Here is an 11,126-nt window from a genome sequence, read left to right on the forward strand (position 1 = left end):
GCGGGCGCGGGCTTGGTGCTGTTAACATAGTTAAACCTACCCCCAACCCCGGGGGCGCGCGCCCCCCGGTGGGGCCCCCCCCCCCCCGTCCGGTGCGGAGTTCGCTCTTCTACCGAGTTCGGCCCTCTACCGAATCAGTCTGCCTGTCGGCACGTCAGACGGCCGAGCCGGCCTTCCAGTCCGCCCAGCTCATGTTCCAGCCGTTGAGGCCGTTGTCCGGAGTGATGGTCTTGTCCGGGGAGTTGACGACCGTGACCACGTCTCCGATGAGGGAGTTGTCGTAGAACCAGGCCGCCGGCTGGTCCGGGTCGTTGGCACCCTTGGCGTCGTTCAGGCCGACACAGCCGTGGCTGGTGTTGACGCTGCCGAAGATCGAGTCCGATCCCCAGTAGTTGCCGTGGACGAAGGTGCCGGAGTTCGACAGGCGCATCGCGTGCGGCACGTCCTTGATGTCGTACTCGCCCTTGCCGTCGCCGTCCGTGAAGCCGACGGTGGCGCCGTTCATCCGGGTCTCCTTGAACTTCTCGGAGATCACCATCTGGCCGTTGTACGTCGGGTTCGCCGGGGAGCCCGCCGAGATCGGGATGGTCTTGAGGACCGCGCCGTCCCGTACGACCGTCATCTTCTTCGTCTTCGCGTCGACCGTGGAGACCTGGCTCCGGCCGATCTTGAAGGTGACGGTCTTGTTCTGCACGCCCTGGACGCCGGGGGCGCCCTGGACCCCGTCCAGCGCCAGCTTCAGCGTGACGGTGGAGTTCGCCGTCCAGTACTTGTCCGGGCGGAAGTCCAGCCGCTGCGTGCTGAACCAGTGGCCGACGACCTCCTGACCGCTGCTGGAGGTGACCGTGATGCCCGCCTGGACGACCTTCTTGTCCTTGATGGGCTTGTTGAAGGTGATCGAGACCGGCATGCCCACGCCGACGGTCTCGCCCTCGTCCGGGACGAACGAGCCGACGAAGCTGTTCTCCGGGGAAATGGTGGTGAAGGAGGCGTTCTCGTGCGCCTCGCGGCCCGCCTCGTCCTTCGCGGAGGCCGACAGCGCGTACTTGGTCGAGCGCTTCAGCGCCGCGTCCGGCTTCCAGCTCTTGCCGTCGGCGGCTATCTTGCCCGCCACCGCCGTGCCCTCGGAGGTCTTCAGCTCGACGGCGGTGAGCGTGCCGTCGGCGACGGTGACGTTGGCCGCGTCGTTCAGGCCGACGTTGGTGGCGCCGTCCTTGGGAGTGATCGTTATTCGGGCCTTGGAGGTGTCCTTGGCCGCCGCCGCGTCGACATCGGCCTTGGCCGACGCCTCCCCGTTGGCCTTCGGCGCGTCCGCCCCACCGCCGCTGCCCGCGTCGTTGCATCCCGCGAGCACCAGTACGCCACCGAGTACGGCGGATACGGCCACCAGGGACCTTCTCCGACGCTTGCTGTCCGTCCTCACACGCCACTCCATCGTTGCAGGAACTCCCCGGACAGGGGGGAATGACCCCCCTGCCTCCTTCCTGACAACGCGTTAACGCCCCGGATCGGATCCACATTCCGTTCGAATGTGGTCAACCCCACCGTCAGGCGTTGTCAGCCTCTTCGTCGAGGTCTCCATCTTCCTCGTCCAGGTCCCACTCCATGGACTCGGGGTCGTATTCGACGGGCTCGCTGCTCCAGGAGGCCTGCGCCAGCTCCACCCCGGGGATGTCGGCGACCAGGCCGGTCGGGTCCACCAAGTAGGCCAAAGCCTCCGATTCGTCCTCCCGGACCGCCGCCTCGGCGTGACCGCGCTCCTCGTCCGGCATGAACTCGTCGGCCTTGATGTGCGCGAGGGCGGCCCCGGTCAACGCGTCCAGATCCGGCACCTCCAGCACCAAATCCACCCGAAGCCGTACGTATCGTGATGTCTCAGAAGAGGTCATACGACGGAGAGTAATCCCGGCGCAGCCGCGGGTTTCCCACGACCCGCCCGATCCCCCACGGGCCTTCTCCAGCGGACCGAACTCCGGTGCAGTACGGATGTAGCATCACTCCACACGGCCAATTCGCTGCTGCCACAAGGGGGATCGCACCGTGTCCGCACGACGATCGACGCTCACCGCCCTCGGGGCGACCACCCTCCTCGCCGCCCTCTGGTTCGTCCCCTCGGCCAACGCCACCGCACCGGGACACGCGAGCGGCGCGGCCGGAGCACCCGCCTCGGCGAGCGCGCAGGTCCGGGCCGAGGCCGTCTCGGCGCTCTCGGCAGCCGACGACTCCCTCGCACTCGCCGACACCGGCGGTGTCGACACCACCCCGTACCTGCTGGGCGGCACGCTCTGCCTGGGGCTCGGGGCCGCCTCCGTGACCTTCTCGGTGCGCCGCTCGCGCGCGTTCTAGGCGGTGCGCAGGCACACGCGCACCCGCACGGCGGCGGTGGCGGCCGCCGGGCTGACCATCGGCGCGGGGTTGGGGCTCAGGACCGTGGCGGCCGGGGACGTGGCCAAGTACGGCGGCGACGCGCTGTACACCGTCCTGCTGCTCACCCTCGTCGTCGCGGCCGCGCCGCGCATCCCGCCCGTGAGGGCCGCCGCGATCGCGCTGGCCGTCAGTTGGGCGGTCGAATTCCTCCAGCTCGGCCCGGTGCCGGCGGAGCTCTCCCGGCACAGCACGCTCGCCCGGCTCGTGCTCGGTTCCACCTTCAACGCGCCCGACCTGTTCTGGTACGCGGTCGGCGCCGGAGCGGGCTGCCTCGTCCACACCGCGCTGCGGCGGGCGCGGCGCCACTCCGGCGACCGGGCGGCCTGAGCCCGCGCGGAGCTGTACCTACGCGTACGTACGCACCCGCCCGCGTACGGGAACGGGCCGCGCCCGGGGTCCTCACCCCGGGCGCGGCCCGTTTCCCTGCGCGTTGCGCGTTACGCCTGCCTCAGGCCAGCGGGCCCGTCACGGACTCCACGGCGTCCACCAGCCCGCCCGAGCGGACGAACGCGTCCGAGGCGGCCAGGTCGGGGGCGAGGAACCGGTCCGGCCCGGGACCCTCCACGCCCGCCGCGCGCGCGGCCGCGATGGCGGCCCGGCTGGCCGGCGCCGGGGTGAGCCCGTGGCGCAGCTCGATGGCGCGGGTGGCCGCGTACATCTCGATCGCGATGATCCGGGTCAGGTTGTCGACGGCGGTACGGAGCTTGCGCGCGGCCGACCACCCCATGGAGACGTGGTCCTCCTGCATGGCGGAGGAGGGGATCGAGTCGGCGGAGGCCGGGACCGCGAGCCGCTTCATCTCGCTGACCAGGGCGGCCTGCGTGTACTGGGCGATCATCAGCCCGGAGTCCACGCCGGCGTCGTCCGCGAGGAACGGCGGCAGGCCGTGGCTGCGGTTCTTGTCGAGGAGGCGGTCGGTGCGGCGCTCGGCGATGGAGCCGAGGTCGGCGGCGGCGATGGCCAGGAAGTCCAGGACGTACGCGACCGGGGCGCCGTGGAAGTTGCCGTTCGACTCCACCCGGCCGTCGGGCAGGACCACCGGGTTGTCCACGGCGGCGGCCAGCTCGCGGGAGGCGACGAGGGCGGCGTGCGCCATGGTGTCGCGGCCCGCGCCGGCCACCTGCGGGGCGCAGCGCACCGAGTAGGCGTCCTGGACGCGCGGGGCGGACTCCTCCTGGAAGTGCCCGATGAGCCCGGAGCCCTTGAGGACGGCGGCCATGTTGGCGGCGGAGGCGCCCTGGCCCGGGTGCGGGCGGATCGCGTGCAGCTCGGGCTGGAGGACCTTGTCCGTGCCGAGCAGCGCCTCCATGGTCAGGGCGGCGGTGATGTCGGCGGAGGTGAACAGCTTGCCGAGGTCGGCGAGGGCCATGCACAGCATGCCGAGCATGCCGTCGGTGCCGTTGAGGAGGGCGAGGCCCTCCTTCTCGCGGAGCTCCACGGGCGTGATCCCGGCTTCGGCGAGCAGTTCGCCGGCCGGCCGGACGGTCCCGTCGGGACCCTCGGCGTCGCCCTCGCCCATCAGGGCCAGCGCGCAGTGCGAGAGCGGGGCGAGGTCTCCGGAGCAGCCCAGGGACCCGTACTCGTGGACGACCGGGGTGATCCCGGCGTTCAGTACGTCGGCCATGGTCTGCGCGACGGACGGCCGGACGCCGGTGTGCCCGGAGGCGACGGTCTTCAGCCGCAGGAACATCAGCGCGCGCACGACCTCCCGCTCGACGCGCGGGCCCATGCCGGCGGCGTGCGAACGGACGATGTTGCGCTGGAGCTGCGCGCGCAGTTCGGGGCTGATGTGCCGGGAGGCGAGCGCCCCGAAACCGGTGGACACCCCGTAGACGGGTTCGGGCTTGGCGGCGAGGGCGTCCACGATCTCGCGGGCGCGGCCGAGGGCTTCCACGGCTTCGGCGGAAAGCTCGACGCGGGCGTTGCCCCGAGCGACGGCGATCACGTCCTCGGCGGTGGTCCCGGACGTTCCCACCACGACAGTGTGCATATCCATATTCAGCACCCTACGGACTGAATCCCTTCATGTCACCCCTCTCCACGCGCCCCTCGCACGGCTCGGCCCTGGCGGGCCTCCCCGGCTTCGCACCGCTGCGCCGGACTCCGTCCGGCGGTGGCCCGGCGGTGGCCCGGCGCGGCGGGGATCGCCTACGCCCGGCCCCGGAAGCGGCGGCGCTCCCCCGGCCCCCCGGACGCCGCGTCGGCCAGGCGGACGACGGCCGTGTCGCGGCCCGCCACCACCGGTTTCGGCGAGCGGGCCGCCTTCGCCTTGTACTGGGCCGCGTCCGCCAGCCGGAACAGCCGCCGCGAGGACTTGACCGGCCCGATCGGGTCCCCGGTGGAGGCGACCCCGCACGCGACCCCCTCGCCGAGCTCCAGCTCGGCGGCCCGCAGGCACACCTCCTCGGTGACCCGTACCACTTCGTCCGCCGACGGCCCCACGCTGACCAGGCAGAACTCGTCTCCGCCCAGTCTGGCGACGAGCGCGCCCGGGAGCATCGCCCCGCACCGGCTGAGGACGGAGCCGAACCGTTCGAGCAGCCGGTCGCCCATGGCGTGACCGAGGGTGTCGTTGACCTTCTTGAGGCCGTTCAGGTCACAGACGACCAGGCTGACCACGGCCGCCCCGCCGCTCCGACGGTGCTCCTCCAGCGCCTCGTCCAGCCGCATGTCCACGGCCCGCCGGTTGGCCAGCCCGGTCAGCGGATCGGTGAAGGCCAGCCGCCGGGCCTCCTCCAGCCGGTCGTTCTGCGCGAGCCCGGCCGCGACCACCGCCGCGAGGACGGTCGCGAACTCCGCGTCGTCCTCGTCGAAGTCCGGCAGCCCTTCGTCCCGCGCGACGTACAGCTCCCCCCAGGCCCGTCCGCTGAGCACGATGGGTGCGACCACGCACGTCCCCCGGCCGCGCCGGCGCAGCACCTCGCCGCGGCTGCCGGGCCGGTCGCCGACCGCGCTCTCCACCCAGGCGTGGGGGCCGCCGCCGCCCGCCCAGCGTTCGTGCAGGAACTCCGTGATCTCGGGGAAATCGTGGACGGGGTACGACTCGTCCTCGGGGAACTCCTCCTCCCCGGCCCGGCGTTCACCCTCGTTCACGAGGACCCGCAGGCGCCCCCGCTCGCGCTCCCACGCCGAGATCGCGGCGAACGAGCCGTCCATCGCCAGCCTCGCCCCCCGCGCCGCGGCCCGCAGACTGTCCCGCGGCGCGCACGCGGCCGCCATGGCCTGCGCGAGGCCCACGACGGCTCGCAGCCGTCCATCAACACCCATCACCCCAGGTTAGGGGGTTTGTCCGATTTAGTGACAATTGGCACGACATTCCGTACCGCCAAGATCACGGGTGGTGACGAGGCTGCGGGCGGCGACGGGGCGCAGGCGGTGAGGAGCGGGGTCACACCCCCGGCCAGGCCGGCTTCCGCTTCTCGTTGAACGCCGCCACGCCCTCCGCCCGGTCCCCGGAGAAGGCCACCGCGCGCCACGCCGCGTCCTCGATCTCCAGCCCGGCCGTCAGGTCCATCCCGTGCCCGAGCCGCAGCGCCCGCTTCGCCGCCCGCAGACCGACCGGGGAGTTCGCCGCCATCCGCCCGGCCAGCTCCAGCGCGGCCCCGCGCACCGAGCCCGCCGGGACCACCGAGTCCACCAGCCCCAGGGCGAGCGCCTCCGCGGCCTCCACCCGGCGGGCCGTGAAGATCAGCTCGGCGGCCCTGGCCGCGCCCACCCGCCGCGGCAGCAGCTGCGTACCGCCGCCGCCCGGGATCACGCCGACCGACACCTCAGGCAGGCCCACCACGGCCGTCTCGTCGGCCACGATGACGTCGCAGGCCAGCGCCAGCTCGAAGCCGCCGCCCAGGGCGAAACCGTGGACCGCCGCGATCGTCGGCATCGGCAGCTCCAGCACGCCCCCGTACGCGCCCCTCGTGGTCGGCCGCTGGCGCACCAGTTCGGCGTCCGAGAGGGAGTTGCGCTCCTTGAGGTCGGCGCCGACGCAGAAGGCCCGCTCGGCCGCCGAGGAGAGCACGACCACCCGTACCGAGGCGTCCGCCGCGAGCGCGGCGCACGCCGCACCGATGGCCCGCGCCATGGCCGTGGAGACCGCGTTCATCGCCTTCGGCCGGTCCAGGACCAGCTCGGCGACCCCGTCCGCGTGCCGGCGCACCTCTACGAACTCGGACACGGACGCGGATTCAGACGCAGACTCGGACACAGATGCAGACACAGGGCGGCCCTCCCGGTTAACGAACGTTATCCGGGGATCTTAGGCTTCCGCCGCGTCAGCGACCAGGGCTCCACGACGCCCAGCCCGCGCACCGGCCGCTGCCACATCGGCTGGAGCGCGAAGCGGTACGAGCCGCCGCCCTCCTCGGTCTCGGCTTCCTTCTCCGAGACCGGCGCCGCGCCCGTGCGGCCGAGCTCCTCGGCCATCGCCCCGTCCACCAGGACCGCGTCCTTGGGGGCTATGGAGGTCAGCCGCGAGGCCAGGTTCACCGTGGTCCCGAAGACGTCGCCCATCCGGGTCGTCACGGTCCCGAAGGCGATGCCCACGCGCAGCTCCGGCATCTGCGGGTCGGCTTCCATCGTCTCGATCAGCCGCAGCGCGATCTCCGCCGCCGTCGCCGCGTCGTCGGCGCAGTACAGCACCTCGTCGCCCAGGGTCTTGATCAGCCGGCCGCCGTGCGCGGCCACCAGGTCCGCCGAGGTGGTCTCGAAGGACTCGACCAGCTCGCCGAGCTCCTCCTCCTCCAGCCGCCGCGTGAGGCGGGTGAAGCCCACCAGGTCCGCGAAGCCCACCGCGAGCCGCCGGTCGACCATCTCCTCGTCGTCCGCCACCTGCACGACCCGCCCGGTCGCGGCCGCCAGCTGGCGCCGCCACACGTAGACGAGGAACTCCTCCAGCTCCGGCAGCAACAGCTCGACCAGCGGGTACGTGACCTCCGTGCGGGTCATCCCCGGCTCCGGCGGCTCGGTCAGCCCCTCCAGGAAGGAGTCGATCTGCCACTCCGCGAGCCGGGCCGTGGTCTGCCCGGTGGACCGCGCCACCTGCACCGCCATCGGCTCGCTCAGCAGCCCGGCCTCGACCAGGCCGGCGAGCCGGCGCAGCGCCAGTACGTCGGCCTCCGTCAGGGCCTTGGCCTGGCCGATGTCCGCGAAGCCCATGGCCCGCCAGAAGCGGGACGCGAGCTCCATCGAGACCCCGGCGCTACGGGCCGCCTGGAACGGGGTGTACCGGCGCTCGGCGCCCAGGATCAGCTGCTCCAGGCGGATGGCGAGCGGGTCGGCCGTCGGCTGCGCCGTGTGGTCGACCTCGTGGTGGGGAGTGTGCTGGTCGCGTCCGATCGGGGTGGCCGGGCTGCCCTGACCGGGCGCACCGCCGGCCGCCGCTCCGGGGGCGGCTGCGGGGACGGGCGCGCTGGACCGCGGGTCGTCGACGGTCAAGGGCCGCCTCCTGTCCATTCCGTGCGCACTGCCGAACCGGTTGATCACCGCGAGGACCGGGATCGCCTAAACCATACGGCAGGTGTGCCGTAGCTCACTCCCCTACTCCGTTACTCCGCCGACCCGGGCGCGGTGCCCGGCCCGGCTACCGGACCGACCGCAGGTGGACCACGTCCCCGGCTCCCACGGCCTCGTGCTGCCCCTCGGCCGTCCGCACGACGAGCCTGCCGTCCGTGTCCACCGCTTCGGCCGTCCCGGTGAGGGTGCGCCCGCCGGGCAGCTCGGCGCGCACGTGCTTGCCGAGGGTGGCGCAGCCCGCCGCGTAGGTCTCCTGGAGCCCGCTGGCCGCCGGATCCCCGCCGGCCGCGCGCCAGCGCTCGTACCACTGCTCCAGCGAGCGCAGTACGGCCTTGAGCAGCGGGTCCCGGTCGGTGACGGAGGCCTTGGCGAGCAGCAGCGACCCGGCGGTGTCCACCGGCAGCTCGTCGTCGGTCAGCGTCACGTTGAGCCCGATCCCGACGACGACCCCGTCGCCGACCCGCTCGGCGAGGATCCCGCCGGTCTTGCGCTCCTCGCCGTCCACGGTGACCAGCAGGTCGTTGGGCCATTTGAGAGCGGTGTCCACCCCGGCGGCCCGCGAGAGCCCGGTCGCGGTGGCCACCCCGGCCAGCAGCGTCAGCCACCCCCACCGCTCCTGCGGCACGTCCGGCCCCGGCTTGAGCAGTACGGAGAAGAACAGCCCCGAGCGCGCGGGCGCCACCCAGGTCCGGTCGAGCCGTCCCCGCCCGGCGGTCTGCTCCTCGGCGACCAGCACGGCCCCCTCCGGCAGCTTCGCGGCCCGCGCGGCGAGATCGGTGTTGGTCGAACCGGTGGCGGGCACCACCTCCAGCGAGGTCCACAGCCCTCCGTCGGTGACGAGGCTCCGTTGGAGCGCGGAGACGTTCAACGGCGGCCGGTCGAGGCTCGACCAACGGCCCGCGGAAGCAGAAGCGTCTGATGGCATCAGGATTCCCCTCGTATGGCGGCCCCGGCCTTCAGACCGGGGAGGAGGCACGGTCATTCAAGCTCCGTGATCACCCTACCGACGCACGGGCCGCGGAGCCGTTACGGACGTTCCGGTGCGCGCGAAATGAGGACACCCCCCTAAGGGCGGCGGCGAGGGCCTGCAACCCAGATCAGGTGTGTCAAACGCCGCACTGCCGAGCGCCATGCCCGCCGATACGCTACGCACCAGTAGCCAGTAGTAGTCAGTGAATTGCCAGGCAGTTGACACCACGCAGGGAGCCGCGACCCCGATGTCACAACCGTCAGAGCCGATCGACATGCACACCACCGCGGGGAAGATCGCGGATCTGCAGCGCCGCGTCGAGGAAGCCACCCACGCCGGTTCCGGTCGGGCGGTGGAGAAGCAGCACGCCAAGGGGAAGCTGACGGCGCGCGAGCGGGTGGCCCTGCTGCTGGACGAGGGGTCCTTCGTCGAGCTCGACGAGTTCGCCCGGCACCGCTCGACGAACTTCGGGCTGGAGAAGACCCGGCCCTACGGGGACGGGGTCGTCACCGGCTACGGCACCGTCGACGGGCGGCCCGTCGCCGTGTTCTCCCAGGACTTCACCGTCTTCGGCGGGGCCCTCGGCGAGGTCTACGGCCAGAAGATCATGAAGGTCATGGACTTCGCGCTGAAGACCGGCTGCCCGCTGGTCGGGATCAACGACTCCGGCGGCGCCCGCATCCAGGAGGGCGTCAGCGCGCTGGGCATGTACGGCGAGATCTTCCGCCGCAACGTGCACGCCTCCGGCGTGATCCCGCAGATCAGCCTGATCGTCGGGCCCTGCGCCGGCGGAGCCGTGTACTCCCCCGCCATCACCGACTTCACCGTGATGGTCGACCAGACCTCGCACATGTTCATCACCGGCCCCGACGTCATCAAGACGGTCACCGGCGAGGACGTCGGCTTCGAGGAGCTGGGCGGGGCGCGCACGCACAACAGCACGTCGGGCGTGGCGCACCACATGGCGGGTGACGAGAAGGACGCCGTCGAGTACGTGAAGTCCCTCCTCTCCTACCTGCCTTCGAACAACCTCTCCGAGCCCCCGGCCTTCCCCGAGGAGGCCGACACCGAGGTCTCCGGGTACGACCGCGAGCTCGACGTCCTGATCCCGGACAGCGCGAACCAGCCGTACGACATGCACAAGGTGATCGAGCACGTGCTCGACGACGCCGAGTTCCTGGAGACGCAGTCGCTGTTCGCGCCGAACATCCTCACCGGCTTCGGCCGCGTCGAGGGCCACCCGGTCGGGGTCGTCGCCAACCAGCCGATGCAGTTCGCCGGCTGCCTGGACATCGACGCCTCCGAGAAGGCCGCACGCTTCGTACGGACCTGCGACGCCTTCAACATCCCGGTGCTGACGTTCGTCGACGTACCGGGCTTCCTGCCGGGCACCGACCAGGAGTACAACGGAATCATCCGGCGCGGCGCCAAGCTGATCTACGCGTACGCCGAGGCCACCGTCCCCCTGATCACCGTCATCACCCGCAAGGCCTTCGGCGGCGCCTACGACGTCATGGGCTCCAAGCACCTGGGCGCCGACCTGAACCTCGCCTGGCCGACCGCGCAGATCGCCGTCATGGGCGCGCAGGGCGCGGTCAACATCCTGCACCGCCGGGCGATCGCCGAAGCGGAGGAGGCGGGCAACGCCGAGGAGACGCGGGCGCGGCTCATCGCCGAGTACGAGGACGCGCTGCTGAACCCGTACACGGCCGCCGAGCGCGGATACATCGACGCGGTGACCATGCCGTCCGAGACCCGGGCGCACGTGGTGAAGGGGCTGCGGCAGCTGCGCACCAAGCGGGAGTCCCTGCCCCCGAAGAAGCACGGCAACATCCCCCTCTAGGCCCTAGGAGGGCAGTCCTGTGGTGATCAAGGTCGTCAAGGGGAACCCGACCCCCGAGGAGCTGGCCGCCGCACTGGCGGTGGTCCAAGCGCGCGCGGCGGCACTGGCATCGGTGCCGTCGGGCGCGCGCGGGCCGGCCGATGCGTGGGCGGCCCCGGGCCGGGTGGCGCGGCGGACGCTGCCGCAGCCGGGGCCGGGCGCGTGGGCCCGTACGTACTGGCCCGGACAGGGCTGAGTCCGACCGGTCGTGAAGATGGCATGAACGGACGGTGGGGGGGGGGGGGGGGGGGGGCCGCGGGGGGGGCCCCCCGCCGCGCCCGCCCCCGACGGGCGGGGGGCGCGCGCGGCCGAGGGCTCTCCGCCGGCCGCGCTCGGGGC

11 protein-coding genes are annotated in these 11,126 nt (G+C 72.4%); 4 read left to right on the forward strand and 7 right to left on the reverse strand.

Going from position 1 to position 11,126, the window contains the following annotated elements; translation table 11 throughout:
- Positions 1–154: 154 nt before the first annotated feature.
- Entirely contained in the window at positions 155–1,435 is a 1,281-nt protein-coding gene (locus tag ACFXDJ_RS35045; protein ID WP_384664000.1) for an Ig-like domain-containing protein, read from the reverse strand.
- A gap of 112 nt (positions 1,436–1,547) precedes the next feature.
- Positions 1,548–1,841: a hypothetical protein gene (locus ACFXDJ_RS35050; protein ID WP_384851244.1), complete on the reverse strand. Its 294-nt coding sequence runs from the start codon at positions 1,839–1,841 to the stop codon at positions 1,548–1,550.
- 199 nt (positions 1,842–2,040) lie between these two features.
- On the opposite strand from ACFXDJ_RS35050, the gene ACFXDJ_RS35055 reads away from it, so the two are divergent.
- Together ACFXDJ_RS35055 and ACFXDJ_RS35060 are read left to right on the forward strand one after the other, a co-directional pair.
- Positions 2,041–2,346, forward strand: a complete 306-nt coding sequence (locus ACFXDJ_RS35055) for a hypothetical protein (protein WP_384663996.1) — start codon at positions 2,041–2,043, stop codon at positions 2,344–2,346.
- 3 nt (positions 2,347–2,349) lie between these two features.
- On the forward strand, positions 2,350–2,754 hold the full coding sequence (locus tag ACFXDJ_RS35060) for a DUF2809 domain-containing protein (protein ID WP_384663995.1): 405 nt from the start codon (positions 2,350–2,352) through the stop codon (positions 2,752–2,754).
- Between the two features lie 121 nt (positions 2,755–2,875).
- Here the strand turns inward: ACFXDJ_RS35060 and hutH are convergent, their stop codons facing one another.
- The 5 genes from hutH to ACFXDJ_RS35085 form a co-directional block, all read right to left on the reverse strand.
- Positions 2,876–4,417 carry a histidine ammonia-lyase gene (gene hutH / locus ACFXDJ_RS35065; RefSeq protein ID WP_384660148.1) on the reverse strand — a complete coding sequence of 514 codons (1,542 nt, stop codon included), beginning with the start codon at positions 4,415–4,417 and terminating at the stop codon, positions 2,876–2,878.
- A gap of 158 nt (positions 4,418–4,575) precedes the next feature.
- Positions 4,576–5,694 (reverse strand): diguanylate cyclase domain-containing protein, encoded by a 1,119-nt coding sequence (locus ACFXDJ_RS35070; protein ID WP_384660143.1) that lies wholly within the window; start codon positions 5,692–5,694, stop codon positions 4,576–4,578.
- A gap of 121 nt (positions 5,695–5,815) precedes the next feature.
- Positions 5,816–6,598, reverse strand: a complete 783-nt coding sequence (locus ACFXDJ_RS35075; RefSeq protein ID WP_384660140.1) for an enoyl-CoA hydratase-related protein — start codon at positions 6,596–6,598, stop codon at positions 5,816–5,818.
- Between the two features lie 68 nt (positions 6,599–6,666).
- Positions 6,667–7,857, reverse strand: a complete 1,191-nt coding sequence (locus tag ACFXDJ_RS35080; RefSeq protein WP_384660137.1) for an adenylate/guanylate cyclase domain-containing protein — start codon at positions 7,855–7,857, stop codon at positions 6,667–6,669.
- A 145-nt stretch (positions 7,858–8,002) separates the two neighbouring features.
- A complete protein-coding gene (locus ACFXDJ_RS35085; RefSeq protein WP_384660134.1) occupies positions 8,003–8,860 on the reverse strand; it encodes a biotin--[acetyl-CoA-carboxylase] ligase in 858 nt (285 codons plus the stop codon).
- Between the two features lie 292 nt (positions 8,861–9,152).
- Here ACFXDJ_RS35085 and ACFXDJ_RS35090 point away from each other — a divergent pair, with 292 nt between their 5' ends.
- Together ACFXDJ_RS35090 and ACFXDJ_RS35095 are read left to right on the forward strand one after the other, a co-directional pair.
- On the forward strand, positions 9,153–10,748 hold the full coding sequence (locus tag ACFXDJ_RS35090; protein WP_384660131.1) for an acyl-CoA carboxylase subunit beta: 1,596 nt from the start codon (positions 9,153–9,155) through the stop codon (positions 10,746–10,748).
- A gap of 22 nt (positions 10,749–10,770) precedes the next feature.
- Entirely contained in the window at positions 10,771–10,983 is a 213-nt protein-coding gene (locus ACFXDJ_RS35095; RefSeq protein WP_384660146.1) for an acyl-CoA carboxylase epsilon subunit, read from the forward strand.
- The last annotated feature ends 143 nt before the right edge of the window (positions 10,984–11,126 follow it).

It is taken from the genome of Streptomyces sp. NPDC059443 (assembly GCF_042750105.1).
Lineage (GTDB): Bacteria > Actinomycetota > Actinomycetes > Streptomycetales > Streptomycetaceae > Streptomyces.